Origin of the sequence: Sphingomonas sanguinis, from assembly GCF_019297835.1 — a bacterium.
Classification (GTDB): Bacteria; Pseudomonadota; Alphaproteobacteria; order Sphingomonadales; family Sphingomonadaceae; genus Sphingomonas; species Sphingomonas sanguinis_D.
Genome location: NZ_CP079203.1, coordinates 79,706 through 99,955 on the forward strand (window position 1 = coordinate 79,706; position 20,250 = coordinate 99,955).

The window sequence follows — 20,250 nt, forward strand, 5'->3', positions numbered from 1 at the left end:
GGGCCGTCACGCGGGAACGCCCCGTGTTCGTAGCCAGTCGGCGTACCAGCCAGGCCAGGCGGCGGTCGGGGTGCCCGGATGGCCCATGCCGAAGCCATGACCACCGCTCGGCAGCACATGGCGCTCGACCGGTACGGCAGCAGCACGGCAAGCGTCCGCCAACATCGCGGTGTTGGCGATGTTTGAGATCGGATCGTCTTCGGCCTGAACCAGAAACATCGGAGGGCAGTGATCACGGACGTGCGTCTGCACCGACCACTCCGCAGCGTCGGCGAGCGACGGATGTCGCCCGATCAGTTGGACGCGGGTCGATGTATGATCGAAGGGCGGCTCGAGCGTCACGACAGGGTAGATGAGGGCCGCCTCGTCTACGGAGGCCGGTTGCGCATCGAGTGCATCAAGGGGGCGATAGGATGCGAAAGCAGACCGTGTCGCGGCAAGCCCGAGCAGATGCCCACCCGCTGAAAAGCCGAGCACGCCTACAGGTCCTTTCGTTTCCGCTCTGATCATCCGGATGGCGCGCTGCGCGTCCTGGAGCGGAGCGAGCGGGCCATCGCGCCAGCCCTCGCCGGGCAGACGATAGGTCAAGACATAGGCGGTGATGCCATGGGCCGTGAGCCAGCGTGCGGCCGGCATCGCCTCGGTCGCCATCTCGATCCGCTTATAGCCACCTCCAGCGGCGATCAGTACGGCAGCACCGTTCGGCCGAGAGGGCCGAAAAACCTCCAGCGTCGGGCTGGCGACGTTCGAAACCGCGCCCTTTGCGTCGATGACGATCGGGCCGGAGGGGCCACCACCGCCCGGTGCGTCGCCAGGCCAAATCGAACGGCGCTCCGAAGGACTGGCTGCCGCAGTGCCTCGCCACGCGCCAGCGATGACAAGACCACCGAGCAGCCCTCCAGCGGCTTTGATCAAGCTTCTACGGTCGGTATCGAATATCATCGCCACCTCTCATGAGCGGGGGTCTTGATCGACCTTGGGGCACTAACCGCCGCTGAACGAGTCGTGCGCCAACTACCATGCCAGAGACCGGTCGGTCGGCTCGGCTGTGCATGCTCCCTGCAGTCGGGAGATGAACGAATGGCAGAAATCGGGAAGCGTCAATTCCGCCCGGAATGACCGCTTCTGGGTCTTCACAGCGGTTGAGCGAGTGATCGCGACATGGACGATCTTGGTCGCTCACCGCGTCGATTGCGTTCTCGAAACGCACTGCTTGGGATGGGGAGCGGCTTTCCCGTTACTCCGCCTTCGCCCTATAGTTTCGGGAAAATGCATTCGAATAGATTTCGGGAAAGTGGGCCCCGCAGGCGGCCGTCAGCCCGATCGGCGCTGCGGGATTCCCGTCACGGGTTCCCAGTCGAGAGTGACGATCGGCATGGCATCACCATAGGATGTGTCCAGTTGGCGCTTTATGCCGTCATAACGCTTTCCCGTCCCAAGGTCTTCGAAAAGCAGACTGCCTCAGGCCGTCCAACATATTTGCCAAAGTTGGGAATGCGATGGTAGCCGTTCCTCTCGTAGAACTTAACGGCGCGGCTGTTTACCAATCGTGTTTCCAGCCACAACTCGCGATAGCCATCGGCTTCTGCTCTCCTTTCAAGATCGTTTAGAATAGCTGATCCCACCCCTTTACTTGCCGGAATGGCGAACATCCGCTTTAACTCCGCCACGCCCTTCTGAAGCGGTCGATATGCCCCGCACCCCAGAGCGTTACCCTGTGCGTCATACGCCAGTACAAACGAGGCCCCGGCTCCCTCTACATCGTAGGGGTCGAATGACGATCTCCCGCTATCTCCGGTTATACCAGCCAGCGTGACCGAAAGTTGATCGAGTAGCTGTAGCGCCATCGGATCAGAGGGGTGGACCGGCTCAACGCGCATTCGCAAAAGCTCCTTTGCAACATCAGAATGCTGCGCCAGCCGACAGGCGGCGCCCACATATTCCATTGCCTCTGCATTTTCGAAAAACCATCCCAAACGAGACGGCGCAGGCCGTCTTGTTGGTCGTTCCCAAACGGGAACGACACAGCCGGTTATTGTTCGGTTAGTTTGATACCGAAGTTGACGTTGAGCGCCAGCGCTCCGGCCCTCGTGATCGAGATAATCCGCGAGCGATCGTTGCGTCGCATCCAGCCCTGTTCGATGCACGCATTCAGGAGGGCTGCACCGACCGTCCCGGCGATGTGCGGGCGGCGTTCGCTCCAATCGAGGCAGGGGCGGCAAAACAGCCTGCGCGCCGTCGTGCGGTTCAGTGCCGTATCGATATCAACACCGATCGATCGGAAGAACATGATTCCTTCGGCGGATAGCTCGCCTCCATCAGCCAGATCGGTGATGTAGCCTCGCTCACCCATGCGATCAGCGACAGCTACGGCGATGCTGCCAGCTAGATGGTCGTAGCAGGAGCGGGCGCGTCGCATTGCGGCATCGCGAGGGCCTGTCCTTACTTTGCGGTTTGCAAGGTTCGCGGGTTCGGCCGCGACCGCCATGATGCTTTCGATCATGGTGGCGACGGTCACCGAGGCGAGCCGATGATACCGGTGGCGTCCCTGCCGTTCGACCGCCAGCAGCCCCGCCTCCGTCATCCGCCCCAAGTGACTGCTCGCCGTCTGGGGGGTGATCCCCGCAACGTCGGCCAGCTCGGTCGCCGTCAGCGCGCGCCCGTCCATCAGCGTCACCAGCATCGCGCTTCGGGCAGGATCGCCGATCAGGGCGGCGATTTCGGCAATTCCGGTCGTAGTCAGCATTTATCTCTCACCCGAAGCGGGTTTCGTTGCACACGTCCTCGCATATGCGGCTTCCGTAATGGTTCGATGCCGATCGAAGCATCGCCCAAAGCCCGCGATCTATGAAGGCCCGGTCACGGCAACACCGGAAGGCCATTCATGATTACGTGTTTTATCCGCTATGAAATCGACCCCTTTCGTGTCGATGCGTTCGAGGAATATGCCTGCAACTGGGGGCAAGCAATCCCGCGTTGCGGGGCCGATCTGATCGGCTATTTCGCCCCTCATGAGGGGTCGGCGACCACAGCCTATGGCCTCTACAACATCGAAAACCTCGCCGCCTACGAGGGTTACCGTGCGCGACTGCGCGATGATCCCCTTGGCCGAAGCAACTACGAGTTCGCGAAGCGGGAACGCTTCATCCTGCACGAGGATCGGATGTTCCTCAGACTTGCCTCGACGCCCCATGCGCCGCTGGTAAAACCATGATCGCTGTCATCTTCGAGGTCGATTTGGCCGAGGGGCGAACGGACCAGTATCTTGCGCTCGCCGCTGCATTGCGCGGCGAGTTGGAAACGATCGACGGCTTCCTGTCAGTCGAGCGCTTTCAAAGTATGTCCACGCCAAACAGGATGGTGTCGCTCTCGTTCTTTCGGGACGAGCAGGCTGTTCAACAGTGGCGAAACACGTTCGCGCACCGTGCCACGCAGGCGCAAGGGCGAGCAGGCATCTTCACGAACTATCGGCTGCGGGTCGCCAGCGTCGTCCGCGATTACGGGATGCTCGATCGTATCGAGGCTCCAGCAGATAGCCTAGCTGTTCATTCGATGTAGGACAGTCGCCCCACACTGAAACACGTCTACCCTTCCCATTTCCCCTGCCAGGGGAGGTTTCGGGAAGCCTAGCGGCTTCCCGCTCAACCATGGTTTTTGGCAAAGGCGGTCCGCCGCGACATCGGCTAGCGCCATCTGCGTACCCGCAGGTGAACTGCCCGCTCTTAACATTTGAGGACATTCAAGCATCCAGCCTTGATGTGAGTGATCGGCTATCGCGAGATGAACAAATGGCAGAAAGCGGGAAGCGGCTTGGCAGCCTTAAGCGGCCGTTTCTGGGTCATCTAGCCGGTTGCGTTCGTAGGTTCACGATCGCCAACGCCATCGCTCGATCCAGCGCAGATACTGAAGCTGGATCATGGAGCCGGGAGCCGCACAATGAGCAAGGATGGCCACGTGCCGGGGCTCTCCCTCTGAGACTTCCGCCCGTTCTACGCGTTCAGCCAAGACGACGTGAAGGGGAAGAAGATGGCGCGGGTCTATCGGGTGGTGCTGGCATGGGTGATCGCCCTGCTCGGCGGTTTCTTTGCGGTGGCGGGCGCCGTCCTCGCATCGATCGGCGGGTCGCCCTATTACCTCATCGTCGGCATCGCGATGGTGGCAAGCGGTGCGCTGCTTGGGCGGGGCAGCCCGCTGGGGCGCTGGCTATTCATCGCCATCTGGGTCGCGACGCTGGTCTGGGCGCTGTGGGAGGTCGGGCTCGACGGGCTACAGCTGGTGCCTCGCGTAGTCGCGCCGACGGTGCTGCTGATTCTTGTGCTGCTGACGGGCTGGCGAGCGCGGTCCTGGCGATCACGCGCGCATGCCGTGCCCGCGGTCGCAGCGGCGCTGGTCGTGGCAGGCCTAGCTGGGCTGGTGTTGCATGGTGACGGCGTGGAAGCGCAGAACGCACCAGCCGTACCCTCGATCGCGCCGGCGCCGATCGGCGAAGCCGACGGCGACTGGCGCGATTACGGCGGCACGTTGTCAGGGCGCCGCTACTCCGCGCTGGCCGATATCACGCCTCAGAATGTCGGGCGGCTGCAGCTAGCCTGGACGCAGCGCACCGGCGACCTGCCGATGGCGGCTGAGACCCAGGAACATAAGCGAGAGTATCATTCCGAGGCGACGCCGATCCACATCGGCGACACGCTCTATACCTGCACGCCGCACTCCTTCGTCCAGGCGATCGACGCGACCACCGGCAAGACGAAGTGGAGCTGGCACGAGGACGCAGCCATCGCTGGCAACAACTATCTGGTCTGCCGCGGGGTCACCTATTTCGAAGCGCCGATGGGAACGCCGTGCCCGCGCCGCATCTTCGCGCCCACATTCAACGCAAGGTTGGTCGCGCTCGATGCCGATACCGGACGGCCGTGCCCGAGCTTCGCCAATGGCGGTGCGATCGACCTGCGCACCAACATGGGGACCTCGAAGCCGTCGGATCAGATCGGTACGACACCCCCCGTGGTGGTCAACAATCGCCTGATCATCGGCGAGCGGATCATCGACAACGTCAATCGCGATATCCCATCGGGCGTCGTGCGCGCCTATGATCCGGTGTCGGGCGCGCCGGTCTGGGCCTGGGACGTCGGCCGTTCGCAGGATGCGATCGCGCCGCTGCGGGCAGGACAGACCTATACCCGCGGCACGCCGAATGTGTGGGGAGCAATCACCGCCGATGCCGCCAACGGCCTCGTCTATTTGGGGACGGGCAATGCCTCGCCCGATTACTGGATCGGCTATCGCCGGCCGTTCGATGACCGGTTCGGCTCGTCGATCGTCGCGCTTGACGTCGCGACCGGCAAGCTGCGCTGGACGCGGCAGCTCGTTCACCGCGACATGTGGGACATGGATCTGCCGATCGGGCCCTCACTGTTCGATTACCGCGCTCCGAACGGACAGGTCATCCCCGCGCTGATCCAGACCACCAAGATGGGGCAGGTGTTCTTCCTCAACCGCCTGACCGGCGCGCCGCTCGCTGCGATCACCGAACGGCCGGTGCGCACTGACGGTGCCACCCCGGGCGTGCGGGTCTCACCGACCCAGCCCTTCTCGACCGGCATGCCGAGCTTCACCCCGGCGGCACCGACCGAAACCGCGACCTGGGGCGCGACGCCGATCGACCAGCTGTTCTGCCGCATCGACATCCGCCGCGCGCAGGGCACCGGCATCTACCAGCCGATGGGGCTGAACCCGATCATCGGACATCCGGCATTCGACGGGGTGACCGACTGGGGCGGCGCTGCGGTCGATCCCGTCCGCGGGGTGATGACCGTCAACACCATGGAGATGCCGTTCAAGCTGTGGCTGATGCGCCGCGACGATCCGCGCGTGGCACCGATGATGAAGCAGAAGCAGGGCGGTGAGAACGCCATGCAGGCGCAGCTGCAAACCCAGTACAACACCCCCTACGTCGCGGTAGTAAAGGCATGGGTGGGAATCTTCGGGGCGCCCTGCGTAGCGCCGCCTTGGGGCCATCTGACCGCAGTCGATCTGAACACGCGCCGCATCTTGTGGAAGAAGGTGCTTGGCACCGCGCGCGATACCGGGTTGTTCGGATCCCACCTTGGCGTGCCGATCAAGACCGGCGTGCCGAACCTCGGCGGGTCGATCATCACCGCGGGTGGCCTAGCGTTCATCGGGGCGACGACGGACCAGTATCTCCGTGCTTACGACCTCAACACAGGCGAGGTGGTTTGGAAAGCGCGGCTGCCAGCGGGCGCGCAGGCGACGCCGATGACCTATCGCGGGCGCGACGGGCGGCAATATGTCGTGATCACCGCGGGCGGACACGGCGCTCTGGGTACCCGGTACGGCGATTACACGCTCGCCTACGCGCTACCGAGAAGCTGACACGACCGCGATGTTCGCCACCATAGCTGATGTGGGTAGTCCATGCGCCTGATCGCCATCGAAGAACATGTCCTGCCCCCGTTTGTCCGGGACGCCTGGGCTTCGGCTCCTCCGCCACATGATCCCGTATCCGCCATCGCCGATGGCGGGGTCACTGGCGAACGTCTGGCCGACTTTGGTGAAGGTCGTCTCGCCTTGATGGATGAGCAGGGCGTCGACGTCCAAGTGCTTTCATTGACCACGCCCGGTCTCCACAATCTGGAGGCAGGACCGGCTGTCGAGACGGCGCAGCGCGTGAACGACCGAATTGCCGATGCGTGCGCTCGCCATTCCACCCGCTTCCAGGGTTTTGCAGCCCTGCCGACGGCTGATTCCGATGCCGCTCCGCGCGAGCTCGAGCGCGCGGTGAATGACCTCGGCCTCAAGGGTGCTATGCTGTGTGGGCGCACCCGGGACCGTCACCTCGACCATCCGGCGCTGCGGCCCATGCTCGCCAAGGCCGCGGAACTCAGCGTGCCGCTTTTCATCCACCCCCAGACACCGGCACCGTCGGTGCGTGCGGCCCAGTATGCGGGGATCGGCGAGCGGGCCGATCTCGCGCTCGCCGCCTTTGGCCTTGGTTGGCATTATGAAGCGGGGCTGGAATGGATCCGCCTTGCGGCGGCCGGCGTCTTCGACGCACTGCCGGAGCTGCAGATCATCCTTGGCCATTGGGGCGAGGTGGTGCTGTTCTACCTTGAGCGCACATCCGCCGTCATGGAGCGCGCTCTCGATCTCGATCAGTCGCTGATCGAATATGCACGCCGCAACCTCTATGTCACCGGCAGCGGTATGTGGAGTGCTACCTATCTTCAGCAGTGCCTAGATATTGTCGGTCCCGAGCGCCTGCTGTTCTCGACAGACTTCCCATATCAATATCGCGAGGGTGGCGAGCCGCGACGTTTTCTGGAAACCGTGGCTATCGATGAGGCGACGCGCCGTAGCCTCGCATTCGCGAACTGGGAACGCCTGACAACAGCGGCAAAAAAGTAGATCGTAACGGGATGCGCTGATCGAGCTGCGAGTTCGTCAAATTGGGATGAACGAACGGCAGATTTAGGCACGTCGTTCAGCGGCCGTGCATGACTGAAATTGGGTCTACCCGGCCGGCTGGAATGCGCGGCGTTTTGGTTTTGCGTCGACGGGCGTCAGCACAAAGGCGAACGGCGTCGCGCACGATCGGACTCCGAACCGCATCCCCGTTCCGACCCACCCCGTTGTGTAGCGATGAGCGCTTCGGTATCCCGTCAGCGGTGACAATGAACCAACCTGACGCTCGGCAGGAGCTTGTCAAAGCCTTGGTCGCCACCGGGCGTGAGGATCGTGTCGCCTTCCGCCAACTTTATGCCCTCACGTCCGCGAAGCTTTTTGGCATCTGCCTTCGTATATGTCGCGAGCGACACGCGGCGGAGGACGTTCTGCAAGAGGTCTACGCTATCATCTGGCGGCGGGCCGGTGCCTATGAGCCGGGGCAGACCAGTCCATTCGCCTGGCTGGCCACGATAGCCCGCAACCGCGCCATCGATTATCACCGCGCCCTGGGCCGGCGCCCGACCGCGCCGCTGGACAATGTCGCGGAGCCCGCCGCTTCGGAGCGCCTGGCGCTGGAAAGCATGCTGCTGGACGAGGAGGAGCGCAAACTTCACGGCTGCATGGATCGCCTCAGCGAAACGCAGCGCGACGCCATCCGGACGGCCTTTTTCGAAGGGATCACCTATGCCGGGCTCGCCGATGTCCGCGGGGTCCCGACGAGCACCATGAAGAGCCGGATCCGGCGCGGTCTCGAACGGCTCAAGGAGTGTCTCGACGATGACATCTGACGAGACCGATCTGACCGCCGCCGAACTGGCGCTTGGCGTCCTTGATGGTGACGAGCGGAGCGCTGCGATGCGCCGTATGCTGGACGATCCGGCCTTTGCGCGCGACGTCGCCCGGTGGAGACGGCATCTGGCGGCCCTGTATATCGAGGTTGCGCCGGTCGCGCCAAGCGGCGATCTGGAACGCAAGATCCTGGCGGTCGGCGACAACGACAATCACCGTACCGCTCCTTGGCGAGCGATTGCCGGTATGGCCAGTCTGGCGGCCGCGATCCTGCTGACGGTCGTAGTAACCCGTCCCGACACGCCAGCCGTTGCACCGCGTCCTGTCAAGCCCACTCGCTTGCTCTTCGCCGTGCTCACGCCCGAGCGGGCCGCGCCGATCACGGCCTTCTTCGATCCTGCCACCCGCACGTTGAAGCTGCGTGACGCGCCGTCCGTGAAGAGCGGGCAGGATGCACAGCTATGGGCGATCGGGGGCGATGGGGTTCCTCACGCGGCAGGTCTGCTCCGTCATGGCGGCGAGGCTCCCCTGAAGATCGCTCCGCAGGTCGCGGTCATACCCGGGACCACATTGGCGATTTCCATCGAGCCGCTAGGCGGATCGCCCAAGTCGACACCGACGGGGCCGGTGGTGGCTGCGGGTAAGCTGGCCGAAATTTAAGGGGTCGCGCCGCGTCGCTGCGTCCAACGGGCTGTTGGCGACGTAATCCGAAAGCCGCGCTCCATGCGGCTGGAGAGATCTGATGACCCTGATGATCCGTGGTGCGATGATGGCTGTCGCGCTCACCGTCGGCGCTGCTGCCGGTGCTGCCCCGCGCAACCCGATGGTGGGCGGGGCGGCGATGTACCCCACGAAGACGATCGTGGAGAACGCCTCGCAGTCGAAGGACCATACCACCCTGGTCGCCGCGGTGAAGGCGGCCGGGCTTGTCGACACGCTTTCCGGCCCGGGCCCGTTCACCGTGTTCGCGCCGACCAATGCGGCGTTCGCAAAACTGCCCGCTGGCACCGTCGACACCCTGGTACAGCCCGAGAACAAGGATAAGTTGACGTCGATCCTCACCTATCATGTCATACCCGGCCGGATTACCGCCAGGGATATTGCCGCCAAGGCAAAGGCGAATGGCGGGACGGCGACCTACACCACCGTTCAGGGCGAGCCGATCATGTTCAAGAAGGCGATGGGCGGCTGGGCCATCATGGACGGCAAGGGCGATACCGGCCGTATCACCACCGCCGATGTCATGCAGTCGAATGGCGTCGTGCATGTTATCGATACGGTGATGATGCCATAAACGACGGCGGATCATGACATGGGATGGGGCGGCAGGTGGTCGCTCCATCCATGCGACGCAGGGGTAATCTGTCGCGCCAATTCGGAGGTGAGAGTAAGCCCTCATCGCTTATGCGCTTGAACGACGGCGCGGGTTAATATGCTGGTCAACCTTGCGTGCATGGCCCAACATTTTCACCGCAGGCCATTGGCACCCCGGTAGGAGACGATAAGTGCTGTTTCACACGATGATTGGTTCGAACGACATTGAACGGTCGAAGCGCTTTTACGACGCCGTACTGGGAACGCTCGGCATTGGGGAGCCGATGCGGAACGTGGCCGATAGCGGCCACACGCGCCTGATCTATCGGGGCGAGAGCGGAACCGCCTTCATCGTCACGCAGCCGATCAATGATGAACAGGCGACCGCTTCGAACGGTGGCACGGTCGCCTTCCAGTGCGACTCGCCCGAGCAGGTCAAGAAATTCCACGACGTCGCCGTGGCAGCCGGGGGTATGTCTATCGAAGCGCCGCCCGGACCTCGTCATACGGCATCCATGGGAACGATCGAACTGGCCTATGTTCGCGATCCGGACGGCAACAAGCTTTGCGGCATTCATTTTCCGGGGTGATCCGATAGGCATTGGGCTTGCCACGCATGGCGACGGCAAGCCCATGTCCCAGCAGATTTTCCCTTCCCCTAGGCAAGGAAATCACCATGACACATGGAAACATGCCCGATGTTTTCTAAGCGATATTCCAATTTGCAGCGCGTGGGATTCGCTCGGCTGGTCGAAGACCATGTTCATATCGAGTCGAGCATCTCGACTTTGTTGGACGATTTGAAGGAGGAGACCGCATCCCCCCACGATATCTCTGTCCAGCTCGATGCCCTGGCCATCGTCATCCGCAAGCACCTGCGTGAAGAGTCCGATGTCATCCAGCACACTCGCCTGGAGATATTACCCGATACATGGCGAGAGACCTGGGTTGAGGGTGAGGCCGCTCTTCTGCAGCTGAAGGTCGATTGGAGTGGTTTCGTGGATCATTGGACCGAAAGTCGTATCGCCAACGATATGTCGGGGTTTTCCGACGCTGCGAATTCGATCTTGGCCCGATTGAGCGATCGCGTCAAAATAGAAACAGACTGCTTTTACAAAACTGCCCTGTCGACAGGCAGTATCGACTACTGATTCCAAGGTCTTTGGATCCGGCGTCGATTTGCCGATCGGCGACTGAGGTGGCCCCTCAAATGACCTGACAGGGCCTCGCTCTTGGATAAGAGTGAGGCATATGACTGACGGTACGACCAGGCGTTACAATGACGGCGAGGTCCTCTCCGGTGTCCAGCGCCGGAGGCGGTGGACACCGGAGGAGAAGGTCCGGATCGTCGAGGAGACGTATCTTCCGGGAATGAGCGTGTCGCTCGTCGCCCGCCAGCACGGCATCAGCGGCAGCCAGGTCTTCACCTGGCGGCGCCTGATGAACCAGGGGGCGCTGACCGCCGCGGCAGCCGGCGAGGAGGTGGTGCCAGCGTCCGAGTACCGGGCGCTGGAGGCGCAGGTGCGCGAACTGCAGCGGCTGCTCGGCAAGAAGGCCATGGAGAACGAGCAGCTGCGTGAGGCCGTGTCCCGGGCCGCAGGCCCAAAAAAACTGCTCTTGCGCTCGACCTCGCTGCCCGGGGACATTCTGTGACCGCGGTAGCCGATGCGCTCAGCGTCGCCCGCCCGCATCTGTCTGCGATGCGCAACCGACCACCGCCACGACCGCGCGGACGGCCACCATTGCCGGATGCCGACCTAGTCGCCGACATCCGGGCGCTTGTCGCCGATCTGCCCACCTACGGTTATCGCCGCGTCCATGCCCTGCTGCGCCGCCAAGCCGAGCAGACCGGTCGCGCTGCTCCCAATCCCAAGCGCGTCTACCGCGTCATGAAGGTGCATGGACTGCTGCTCCAAAGAGGCGGCGGACGGCACGAGGAGCGCCGTCACGACGGCCGTGTCGCCGTCGACCAGCGCAACACTCGCTGGTGCTCCGACGGGCTGGAGATCGCCTGTGACAACGGCGAGAAGGTGCGCGTCGCGTTCGCGCTCGACTGCTGCGACCGCGAGGCAATGGGGCATGTGGCAACCACGAGCGGCATCACCGCCGAGGATGTGCAGGACCTGATGGTCGCCACCGTCGAGCACCGCTACGGTCGGGTGAACCGCGTACCCCAGCCAATCGAGTGGCTGACGGATAACGGCAGCTGCTATACCGCCCGCGACACCCGCACCTTTGCTCGCGACATCGGGCTGGTGCCGCGCACCACCCCGGTCAGCAGCCCGCAGTCCAACGGCATGGCCGAGGCGTTCGTCCGCACCCTCAAGCGCGATTACGTCCGCGTGAACCCCAAGCCCGACGCAGACCGTCATCGCGCAGCTGCCAGCTTGGCTCGACCACTATAATGAGGTGCATCCACACCGCGCCCTCGGCTACAGGTCACCCCGCGAGTTCATCGCGACAACACGCGAGGCCCTGTCAGCCATTTAGGGGGCAACAACAACGACGATTAACGAGGGGCCGCTTCCAAGGGACTCCTGCATTCGTACGAATGACCGGATGTGCGTCTTGGCCACCCCAGCGGCCTAATAGTGGGCATCCGCACGGACAATACCGCACTTGGACCGGTAGAGGTGATCCCCGGCACCTAGCGGTCGTTCGATATAGCGCTGCCCGCGCCGCGAAGTTACCGCACGCTCCCTCACTCCGCATCCATCAACGCGACGAATTCAAGCGGAGCGAGAGAACCCTGGTGCTAAGCGATCAGCAGTGTTGTGTAGACCTTGATGGTTTCATTTCCCTGAGGACACGCCCGGCCTCATGCGGTTCGGACCGCAGATATTGTGGTGGTGCATCCACCGATGCGCCGAGAGCCGCAGCCGCATGCCAAGGCCAGCGCGGGTCCCACAGCACCCCGCGCGCAATCGCGATCGCGTCCGCATCGCCATCCTGAAGGGTGGCCTCGGCCTGATGCGGGTCGGTGATGAGGCCGACCGCTATGACCGGCATCGACACGGCCTGTTTCACCACCTTCGCGAGCGGCACCTGATACGACGGACCGACCGGGATTTTCTGGCGAGGGTCGAGCCCCCCGCTGGACACGTGGATCGCGGCACAGCCGCGGGCTTCGAGTTCTGCGGCAAAGATTGCAGTCTCGTCCACCGTCCAGCCACCTTCGACCCAGTCCGTGCCCGAGACGCGAACCGTCACCGGCTTGTCGGCCGGGAAGGCCGCGCGCACGACGTCGAACACTTCGAGCGGGAAGCGCATCCGGTTGGCCAGATCGCCGCCATATTCATCCTCGCGCGTATTGGAGAGGGGCGAGAGGAATTCGTGCAGGAGATAGCCGTGCGCGGCGTGGATCTGGATCGCGTCCAGACCGATCCGGGCGGCGCGCCGTGCCGCATCGGCAAAGGCATCGCGGATACGCGCAAGGCCATCGCGATCGAGCGCGAGCGGTGGATGCTCGTCGGGTTCGAACGGCTGCGCGCTGGGGCCAAGCGTCTGCCAGCCATGTTCGGCATCGGGTGCGATCTGTGCTCCGCCGTGCCAGGGCTTGGCCGTGCTCGCCTTGCGTCCGGCATGGGCCAGCTGGATCATCAGCGGCATGTCGGACCAGCGGCGCACGCCATCGACGACGCGCTGCATCGCCGCTTCGGTGGCATCGTCCCACAATCCGACATCGCCATAGGTGATCCGCCCCTCGGGCGTGACCGCCGTCGCCTCGATCGTCAGAGCGCCCGCGCCCGACATGGCCAGCTGTCCGAGATGGATCAGGTGCCAGTCGGTCATCGCACCGTCTTCGGCCGAATATTGGCACATGGGCGCGATCACGATGCGGTTGGCGAGCGACAGCCCGCCCACGTCCAGGGGTTCGAAAAGCTTGGCCATTACCATTCTCCTACATTGGGCATCGACGCCCATGGTTCGGCAGGGGCCTTGCGTTCGCCCTGCTGGAGTAGTTCGATCGAGATGCCGTCGGGCGAGCGGACGAACGCCATATATCCGTCACGCGGCGGGCGATTGATCGTCACGCCGCCGGCCTGCAGCCTTGCGCAGGTCTCGTAAATGTCCTCGACGCGGTAGGCGAGGTGGCCGAAGTTGCGGCCACCGGTGTAGGTCTCGGCCGGGCTGCCATCCTCGGGCGGCCAGTTATAGGTCAATTCCACCTCGGCCTGGCCGGGCTTGCCCTCGCCGCGATGATCCTCGTCGGCGGCCAGGAAGATTAGGGTGAATCGCCCCTGCTCGTTTTCGATCCGCCTGGTCTCCCTGAGGCCCAGCAGTTCGAAGAAACGAAGCGTAGCCTGCGGATCGGCAACCCGCAGCATAGTGTGGAGATAGCGCATGATCAGTCGGCCTTTGCCTTAAGGGCTTCCATGACCAGCTCCGCCGTCCGTGTCGCCGAAGCGGGGTTCTGTCCGGTCACCAGGCTGCCGTCGCGCAGGGCGAAGGGCTGGAAATCGGGTCCGCCCTCATGGCGCGCGCCCAGTTCCTTCATGCGGGTTTCGAGTAGGAACGGCACGGCCTGATCGAGGCCCACGGCGCGTTCCTCGCTGTCGGTGAAGGCGGCAACCCGGCGTCCCGCCACGAACGGCGTGCCATCGGGCTTCTTCGCGGAAACAAGCCCCGCGGGACCGTGGCAGACGGCAGCCACGATCTTGCCTTCGCGGTCGAACTGCTCGACCAGTCTCGCAAGCTCCTCGCTGCCGGGATAGTCGAACATTGTGCCATGCCCGCCGGGCAGGAAGACCGCATCGTAATCCGACGAGTCGATGCTGGTGAAAGCGGGCGTATCGGCCACTTCGGCCTTCAGCGCTTCGTCCTTCAGATAGCGCTCGACCGACGCATCATTCTCGCCATCGGCGTTGACGCTGCGCTGGTCGACCGGGATCGCGCCGCCCTTGATCGAGGCCAGGGTCACATAAGCTCCCCCATCGCGGAAGGCGTAGTAAGGCGTGGTCAGTTCTTCGAGCCAGACGCCCGTCGGCTCGGTGCCAGGCGTCATGCGGTCGGCTGACGTGGCGATCATGAGAATGCGTATCATAGGCTTGGCTCCTTTGCATGCCGGATCACGGAGGTGGGCGAGGGACGATGCTATCGCGGCGATGGCTCGCACCAACGCATATCAAGATGCAGGCTCGGCTATCCGTCTGTCCTGTCGATGCTCCATCAGATAGGCGGCATCGCTCATCATGAAACCCAACGGGAATGGTCATCATCCATAAATCAATTTATGGAACCACGATGTCTCTTCCACAGATGCGCACCTTCATCGAAGTCTATCGCCGTCGGTCACTGAGCGACGCGGCGCGTGCGCTCGGCATCACGCAGCCGGCCGCGTCCCAGCATATCGCCTCGCTGGAGGCGCAACTCGGACATCCGCTGTTCGATCGCCATTCGCGTGGCGTCCGCCCTACGGCGATCGCGGACGATTTCGCCGCCTCGATTGGCGGTAGCCTCGATAAGGCCGAAGCCGCATTGGCATCGGCCCGCGCGCGGTCGGTTCGCATTTCGGGGACGGTGCATATCGCCGCGCCATCCGACCTTCTCGGCGAGATGATCACGCCAAGGCTCGGGCCGCTGCTCGACGCCGGGCTTGATTTGCGCCTGCATATCGGTGGGCGCGATGCGCTTTATGCCATGCTGCTCGATGACAAGGTGCACCTCGGCATCACGGCATCTCGGCCGGAGGACGCACGGCTGGCCTATCAGGAGATCGGCTCGGAAGACCTGCGAGCCGTGGCCGCACCCGCCATAGCCGAGGACATGGGACGCATGCCGCTCAGTGAGGCGCTTAATACGGTGCCTTGCCTTGCTTATGACCTCGACCGGCCCTTGGTGCGCAACTGGCTGGAGGCGAACCAGATCGAGGTAGCGCGGCTTCCGGCCCTGACCGCACCGGATCTGCGCGTCCTGCGCTCTGGCCTATGCGCCGGCCTGGGTTGGACGGTGCTGCCCGGCTATCTCACCAGCGCCGAGCGTACGGCTTGCACGCTGGTCGAAATTGCAGCACCTGTCCGCGTGCCGACCAACGCGTTCTATCTCGTCTGGGCCAAATCCTCCCTGCGCCACCCCCGGGTCGCATTGGCCCGCGATGCGCTGATCGGAGCATTGCGTCCATGAGCGGTAAGGTCGACCGATCCCGGAGCGGTCGATACGTGGAGATGAACGATTGACTAGTCCTGGTGGACGAGATGCTGTTCGCCCGTGGCACGGGCACGGGTCTGGTTTACGCGACATCCCCTTTAGGATGAACGGTTCTGCGGCGGCGTTCGATCCAGGCATAGAGGCTGGGCAGCAGCACAAGGGTTAGGATCGTCGAGGTGATGATCCCGCCGATCACGACGGTGGCGAGCGGCCGCTGCACCTCCGCGCCGGAGCCGGTCGCGATCGCCATGGGGATGAACCCGACCGAGGCGACCAGTGCCGTCGACAGCACCGGGCGCAAGCGGTCGTGCGCACCGCGCCGCACGGCGTCCTCGGCGGGCAGCGGATCGCCCTCGCGGCCATCACGCAAGCTGTTGATATGGTCGATCAGCACCAGCCCATTGAGCATCGCGATGCCCGACAGCGCGATGAAGCCGATCGCCGCCGTGATCGAAAAGGGCATGCCGCGCAGCCACAGCGCCAGCACGCCGCCGGTCACCGCGAACGGAATGCCGGTATAGACGATCGCCGCCTCGCGCACGCTGCCCAGTGCGGCATAGACCAAAGCGAAGATCAGGATCAGCGCGGCGGGCACGACGATCGACAGGCGTTTCTGCGCGGCCTCCAACTGGTGATATTGCCCACCGAATTCGATGCGATAGCCAGGCGGCAGCTTGACCTGCCCGTCGATCGCCGCCTGGGCGCGCTGGACATAGCCCGCCAGGTCGCTGGTCGACAGATTGACCATCAGCGCGGCGCGGCGGTTGGTGTCGTCGTGCAGGATCGGCTCGACGATGCGGGTTTCCTTCAGCCGGGCGACGCGGGACAGCGGCACCATGCCATAGTCGCCGACACGCAATGGCAGCGCCAGGATCGCCGCCGGATCGGCGCGCAGCGAGTCCGGCATGCGGATCACGATGGCATGGCGCGCGGGGCCATGCGGGATGAAGCCGACCTCGGCCCCCGCCAGCGCGTCGCGGATCGCGTCGTTGACCGCCTGTGCGCCCAGGTTCAGGCGGATCAGCGCGGCGCGATCCAGCTCGACCACGATGCTCTTGGGGCGTCCCGCTGTCTCGAACTCGACGCCCTCGGTGCCGGGCAACTTCTCCAGGATCGCCTTGGCCTGTCCGGCAGCGCGTTCCAGCACGTCGTAATCGTCGCCATAGATCTTGACCGACACGTCGGCGCGCACGCCCTCCAGCATCTCGTTGAAGCGCATCTCGATCGGCTGGGCGAATTCGAAATTCTGGCCCTGATAGACCTGGCGTGCGACCTTCTCGATCCCGGCGATCAGTACCTGCTTGGTGCGGGGCATTCCGTCGCCGGTCGGCCAGTCCTTGACCGGCCTGTAGAAGATGTAGAGGTCATTCTCGTTGGGCGGCATCGGGTCGGTCGCGACCTCGCTGGTGCCGATGCGCGAGAAGGTATGGCTGACCTGCGGGAATTGGCGGCGGATGGCGCGCTCGGTCGCCTGCTCGATGGCCAGGCTCTGTTCCAGCGACATACCGACCGGGCGATAGACCATTGCGGTGATCGCGCCCTCGTCCAGCTGCGGCGTGAATTGCGAGCCCAGTGACTTGAAGGCGAGGAACGCCGCCGCCAGCAGCATCAGCGCGCCGAGGACGAAGATTGCCGGGTGACGCAGCGAGCGTTCCAGCACCGGGGTGTAGACCCGCTTGGCGACCGCAACGAAGCCTTTTGACGCGGCCTCGCCATGCGCCCGGGCGGGCGCGCGTAGGAGCAAAGCCGAGAGCATCGGCACGATGGTGAAGGTCCAGAGCAGCCCCGCGACGATCGCCAGCATCACCGCCTGCGCCATCGGCTGGAACAGCTTGCCCTCGACCCCGCCCAGGCTGAGGACCGGCACATAGACGAGCGCGATGATTGCGATGCCGAAAAAGGTCGGCCGCGCGACCATGCGGGCGGCATGGGCCACCGTGTCGCGCCGTTCGTCGGCGGTCAGGTCCTCGCCCTTCTCAGCGCGGCGCAGGGCGAGCAGGCGCAGGCTGTTCTCGACCACCACGATGGAGCCATCGACGATCAACCCGAAGTCGAGCGCGCCCAGGCTCATGAGGTTGCCCGACAGGCCGATGGCGTGCATCCCGCTGACCGTCACCAGAAAGGCAAGCGGGATGACCAGCGCGACGATCATCGCGGCGCGCCAGTTGCCCATCACCAACAGCAGGACGATCGCGACCAGCAGCGCGCCTTCGCCCAGATTGCGCTCGACGGTATGGATGGTCTGATCGACCAGATCGGCGCGGCTATATTGCCGGTCGATCACCATACCCTTGGGCAGCGCGGCGGAGATTTCGGGGAGTGCATCCTGCACGCGCAGCGCCGTCTCACGGCTGTTCTGCCCGACCAGCATCATGACCGTGCCCAGCACCGTCTCGCGGCCATTCTGGGTCGCGGCGCCCTGACGCGGGGCGGCGCCGGTGACAACGCGCGCGAGGTCGCGAACTTGGAGCGGCAGGACGCCGCCGGCGAACTTGACCGGGATGGCGGCGATTTGGTCGGCGGTCATCACGCGGGCGTCGGTGCGCACGGTGAAACGTTCGGGCCCGCGCCGGATGATGCCGCCGCCCGCATTCTCGACATTCTTGGCGACCGCTGCGGCCAGTTCGCCTGCGGTGACGCCGTGCATCGTCAGCCGGACGGGATCGGGCTCGACGACATATTGCTCCTCCAGCCCGCCGTTCGAGTTGACGTCGGCGACCCCCGCCACGGCACGGAGCATCGGCCGCACGGTATATTCCTGCGCCTCGTACAGGGCCATCAGCTGGCCCTGCGCGTCCAGCCCCGGCGGCGGCTTTCGCCATTTGAGCGTATAGTAGAAGATCTCGCCCAGCCCGGTGGTGATCGGCGCCAGCTGCGGCGTGCTGCCTGGCGGCAGCTGGTCACGCACCGCCGCCAGCCGCTCGGTGACGAGCTGGCGTGCCTTCAACTGGTCGGTGCCGTCTTTATAGAGAAGCGTGACCTGCGACAGGCCAGTCTTGGTCAGCGAGCGCGTCTGGTCCAGCCCCGGCTGCCCCCCCATGGCCCGCTCGATGGGCAGGGTCACCAGCCGTTCGATCTCCTCGGGCGCGAGGGCAGGCACCGTCGTGTTGATCTGCACCTGGACCCCGGTGATGTCGGGGATGGCATCGATCTGAAGATTGGCGAAGGACCACAGCCCGATCGCAGCGATCAGCGCCGCGACCAGCGCGACGCCCAGCCGGTGGCGGGTGACGAGATCGAGCCAACGCTTCATCGGGCCAGCGCCGCCCCGCCGTTGAGCGCCCGCAGCTGGAGCAGCGCTTCCAGCGCCTCGCGCCGTGTGTCGAGCACGGCATTGACCGCCTCGACATAGGATTGCTGGATCTGGGTATAGGTGGTCAGCGGGATCGCGCCGAGCCGATAGTTGCGGTCGGCATCGGCGGCGGCCTGCGCAAAACGCTGCGGCGAGTTTGCGTCCCATTTGGCCAGGGCCTCGCGCTTGGCCTCATATTGCGCGGCCTGATCGAACACGTCGCGCAGGATGCGGCGCTCGGCATTGATCAGCGTCGCATTGGCCTGCGCCTGCTTGCCCTGTTCGACCGCGACATCGCCTGCCTGCCGGTTCCACAGCGGAATGGTGGTGGACAGGCGCATGCCGTAATTGGTCTCGCGAATGTCGGAGCGGGCGCGGTCGTAATAGGGGCCGACGCTGACCGTGGGGATGCGCGCCTTGCGCGCCAGATCGACGCGAAGCCCCTGCTGGGCGAATTGCGCGCGCAGCGCCTTCAGCTCAAAATTATTCTCGCTTGCCCGGTCGGCCAGCAGCTGGCCCGAGGGCAGGGCGGGCAGCGACATGTCGGGCCGCACGATGCGGATGCGCGCGGCAAAGGGGGCACCGCGCAGCTGGTTGAGCTCGTAGAGGATCGAATTGGCCTCGGCATCCGCCGTCGCCGCCGTCCGTTCGGCGCTGATCGCGCTGGCCTGGAGCGAGGCGGCCTCAAGCTGTGGCGAGGGGCCCGCCGGATCGCGGGCGACGATCACGCGAGACAGCGTGCGCATCCGCACCGAAACCTCGCGCGCAGCGGCCGCCTTCTCGTCGGCGGCGAACAGGCCATAACCCAGCGACCGGGCCCGCGCGGCCAGCGTCGCGTCGAACTGCTGCAACCCGATCCGCGCCAGCCCGACCTGCCCATCGGCGATCGCACGGCGCAGCGCGATGCGCCCGCCGAACTCGATCGGCTGGACGACCGACACGGCATAGGTCATTCCCTCGCCCGTGACCGCGCCGCTGGTCGGGTCTTGCGCGTGGCGCTGGCCGAACTCGACCACCGCTTCCGGGTCGGCCCAGCGACCCGCGGCCTCGCGCTCGACGCCCGCCGTCTCGATCTGGCGCTGGTAGAATTGGCGCTCGGGATTGCTTGCGACAACGTTCTGGACCAGCGCGTCGAGCGTCATCGCCTGTTGCTGCGCCGATGCGGGCGCGGCGATCACCGTCGCCGCCAGTCCTGCCAAAGTCGTGATCCGCATGTCGTCCCCTGCGCGGTAATCGATACCGTG

The 20,250-nt window shown here is 64.6% G+C and carries 18 protein-coding genes and 1 pseudogene; 11 read left to right on the forward strand and 8 right to left on the reverse strand.

Annotated features, from left to right (window positions below; translation table 11 throughout):
* Positions 1–6: 6 nt before the first annotated feature.
* The 3 genes from KV697_RS00365 to KV697_RS00375 form a co-directional block, all read right to left on the reverse strand.
* The gene (locus tag KV697_RS00365; RefSeq protein ID WP_219019643.1) at positions 7–942 is read right to left on the reverse strand and encodes an alpha/beta hydrolase; all 936 of its coding nucleotides are present in this window, start codon (positions 940–942) and stop codon (positions 7–9) included.
* Positions 943–1,409: 467 nt separating this feature from the next.
* Positions 1,410–1,946 (reverse strand): GNAT family N-acetyltransferase, encoded by a 537-nt coding sequence (locus KV697_RS00370; protein ID WP_219019644.1) that lies wholly within the window; start codon positions 1,944–1,946, stop codon positions 1,410–1,412.
* 86 nt (positions 1,947–2,032) lie between these two features.
* Positions 2,033–2,746 (reverse strand): ArsR/SmtB family transcription factor, encoded by a 714-nt coding sequence (locus tag KV697_RS00375; protein ID WP_219019578.1) that lies wholly within the window; start codon positions 2,744–2,746, stop codon positions 2,033–2,035.
* A 138-nt stretch (positions 2,747–2,884) separates the two neighbouring features.
* On the opposite strand from KV697_RS00375, the gene KV697_RS00380 reads away from it, so the two are divergent.
* The 10 genes and pseudogenes from KV697_RS00380 to KV697_RS00425 all read left to right on the forward strand — a co-directional run bounded on the left by KV697_RS00380 (position 2,885) and on the right by KV697_RS00425 (position 12,057).
* A complete protein-coding gene (locus KV697_RS00380) occupies positions 2,885–3,214 on the forward strand; it encodes an NIPSNAP family protein (protein WP_219019579.1) in 330 nt (109 codons plus the stop codon).
* Positions 3,211–3,558 (forward strand): antibiotic biosynthesis monooxygenase family protein, encoded by a 348-nt coding sequence (locus tag KV697_RS00385; RefSeq protein ID WP_219019580.1) that lies wholly within the window; start codon positions 3,211–3,213, stop codon positions 3,556–3,558. Before KV697_RS00380 ends, KV697_RS00385 begins: the two co-directional genes overlap by 4 nt.
* A gap of 468 nt (positions 3,559–4,026) precedes the next feature.
* A complete protein-coding gene (locus KV697_RS00390) occupies positions 4,027–6,393 on the forward strand; it encodes a membrane-bound PQQ-dependent dehydrogenase, glucose/quinate/shikimate family (protein WP_219019581.1) in 2,367 nt (788 codons plus the stop codon).
* A gap of 42 nt (positions 6,394–6,435) precedes the next feature.
* A complete protein-coding gene (locus tag KV697_RS00395) occupies positions 6,436–7,425 on the forward strand; it encodes an amidohydrolase family protein (protein ID WP_219019645.1) in 990 nt (329 codons plus the stop codon).
* 305 nt (positions 7,426–7,730) lie between these two features.
* Positions 7,731–8,252, forward strand: a complete 522-nt coding sequence (locus KV697_RS00400) for a sigma-70 family RNA polymerase sigma factor (protein ID WP_257575468.1) — start codon at positions 7,731–7,733, stop codon at positions 8,250–8,252.
* On the forward strand, positions 8,242–8,913 hold the full coding sequence (locus KV697_RS00405) for an anti-sigma factor (protein WP_219019647.1): 672 nt from the start codon (positions 8,242–8,244) through the stop codon (positions 8,911–8,913). The genes KV697_RS00400 and KV697_RS00405 overlap by 11 nt, the downstream gene beginning before the upstream one ends.
* An 82-nt stretch (positions 8,914–8,995) precedes the next feature.
* Positions 8,996–9,547, forward strand: coding sequence for a fasciclin domain-containing protein (locus tag KV697_RS00410; protein WP_219019648.1), 552 nt, complete (start codon positions 8,996–8,998; stop codon positions 9,545–9,547).
* A 211-nt stretch (positions 9,548–9,758) separates the two neighbouring features.
* Positions 9,759–10,157, forward strand: coding sequence for a VOC family protein (locus KV697_RS00415; protein WP_257575469.1), 399 nt, complete (start codon positions 9,759–9,761; stop codon positions 10,155–10,157).
* A 108-nt stretch (positions 10,158–10,265) separates the two neighbouring features.
* Positions 10,266–10,718 (forward strand): hypothetical protein, encoded by a 453-nt coding sequence (locus KV697_RS00420; protein WP_219019649.1) that lies wholly within the window; start codon positions 10,266–10,268, stop codon positions 10,716–10,718.
* A gap of 100 nt (positions 10,719–10,818) precedes the next feature.
* A pseudogene (locus KV697_RS00425) lies at positions 10,819–12,057 on the forward strand (IS3 family transposase).
* A gap of 273 nt (positions 12,058–12,330) precedes the next feature.
* Here KV697_RS00425 and KV697_RS00430 read toward each other — a convergent pair.
* The 3 genes from KV697_RS00430 to KV697_RS00440 are packed head-to-tail and all read right to left on the reverse strand — an operon-like array spanning position 12,331 to position 14,611.
* Positions 12,331–13,458: an NADH:flavin oxidoreductase/NADH oxidase gene (locus KV697_RS00430; RefSeq protein WP_219019650.1), complete on the reverse strand. Its 1,128-nt coding sequence runs from the start codon at positions 13,456–13,458 to the stop codon at positions 12,331–12,333.
* Positions 13,458–13,913: a VOC family protein gene (locus KV697_RS00435; protein ID WP_219019651.1), complete on the reverse strand. Its 456-nt coding sequence runs from the start codon at positions 13,911–13,913 to the stop codon at positions 13,458–13,460. The genes KV697_RS00430 and KV697_RS00435 overlap by 1 nt, the downstream gene beginning before the upstream one ends.
* A 2-nt stretch (positions 13,914–13,915) precedes the next feature.
* Positions 13,916–14,611, reverse strand: a complete 696-nt coding sequence (locus tag KV697_RS00440; protein WP_219019652.1) for a type 1 glutamine amidotransferase domain-containing protein — start codon at positions 14,609–14,611, stop codon at positions 13,916–13,918.
* Positions 14,612–14,826: 215 nt separating this feature from the next.
* On the opposite strand from KV697_RS00440, the gene KV697_RS00445 reads away from it, so the two are divergent.
* Positions 14,827–15,690 carry a LysR family transcriptional regulator gene (locus KV697_RS00445; protein WP_257575470.1) on the forward strand — a complete coding sequence of 288 codons (864 nt, stop codon included), beginning with the start codon at positions 14,827–14,829 and terminating at the stop codon, positions 15,688–15,690.
* Positions 15,691–15,796: 106 nt separating this feature from the next.
* Here KV697_RS00445 and KV697_RS00450 read toward each other — a convergent pair whose 3' ends face one another.
* Entirely contained in the window at positions 15,797–18,967 is a 3,171-nt protein-coding gene (locus KV697_RS00450; RefSeq protein WP_219019653.1) for an efflux RND transporter permease subunit, read from the reverse strand.
* Positions 18,964–20,220, reverse strand: a complete 1,257-nt coding sequence (locus KV697_RS00455) for a TolC family protein (RefSeq protein ID WP_219019654.1) — start codon at positions 20,218–20,220, stop codon at positions 18,964–18,966. Before KV697_RS00455 ends, KV697_RS00450 begins: the two co-directional genes overlap by 4 nt.
* Positions 20,221–20,250: the final 30 nt, after the last annotated feature.

Bases quoted from the DNA above. Each gene is read 5' to 3' on its own strand.
- KV697_RS00365 (WP_219019643.1), bottom strand. From the start codon at position 942: ATGATATTCGATACCGACCGTAGAAGCTTGATCAAAGCCGCTGGAGGG.
- KV697_RS00370 (WP_219019644.1), bottom strand. From the start codon at position 1,946: ATGGAATATGTGGGCGCCGCCTGTCGGCTGGCGCAGCATTCTGATGTT.
- KV697_RS00375 (WP_219019578.1), bottom strand. From the start codon at position 2,746: ATGCTGACTACGACCGGAATTGCCGAAATCGCCGCCCTGATCGGCGAT.
- KV697_RS00380 (WP_219019579.1), top strand. From the start codon at position 2,885: ATGATTACGTGTTTTATCCGCTATGAAATCGACCCCTTTCGTGTCGAT.
- KV697_RS00385 (WP_219019580.1), top strand. From the start codon at position 3,211: ATGATCGCTGTCATCTTCGAGGTCGATTTGGCCGAGGGGCGAACGGAC.
- KV697_RS00390 (WP_219019581.1), top strand. From the start codon at position 4,027: ATGGCGCGGGTCTATCGGGTGGTGCTGGCATGGGTGATCGCCCTGCTC.
- KV697_RS00395 (WP_219019645.1), top strand. From the start codon at position 6,436: ATGCGCCTGATCGCCATCGAAGAACATGTCCTGCCCCCGTTTGTCCGG.
- KV697_RS00405 (WP_219019647.1), top strand. From the start codon at position 8,242: ATGACATCTGACGAGACCGATCTGACCGCCGCCGAACTGGCGCTTGGC.
- KV697_RS00410 (WP_219019648.1), top strand. From the start codon at position 8,996: ATGACCCTGATGATCCGTGGTGCGATGATGGCTGTCGCGCTCACCGTC.
- KV697_RS00420 (WP_219019649.1), top strand. From the start codon at position 10,266: ATGTTTTCTAAGCGATATTCCAATTTGCAGCGCGTGGGATTCGCTCGG.
- KV697_RS00430 (WP_219019650.1), bottom strand. From the start codon at position 13,458: ATGGCCAAGCTTTTCGAACCCCTGGACGTGGGCGGGCTGTCGCTCGCC.
- KV697_RS00435 (WP_219019651.1), bottom strand. From the start codon at position 13,913: ATGCGCTATCTCCACACTATGCTGCGGGTTGCCGATCCGCAGGCTACG.
- KV697_RS00440 (WP_219019652.1), bottom strand. From the start codon at position 14,611: ATGATACGCATTCTCATGATCGCCACGTCAGCCGACCGCATGACGCCT.
- KV697_RS00445 (WP_257575470.1), top strand. From the start codon at position 14,827: ATGCGCACCTTCATCGAAGTCTATCGCCGTCGGTCACTGAGCGACGCG.
- KV697_RS00450 (WP_219019653.1), bottom strand. From the start codon at position 18,967: ATGAAGCGTTGGCTCGATCTCGTCACCCGCCACCGGCTGGGCGTCGCG.
- KV697_RS00455 (WP_219019654.1), bottom strand. From the start codon at position 20,220: ATGCGGATCACGACTTTGGCAGGACTGGCGGCGACGGTGATCGCCGCG.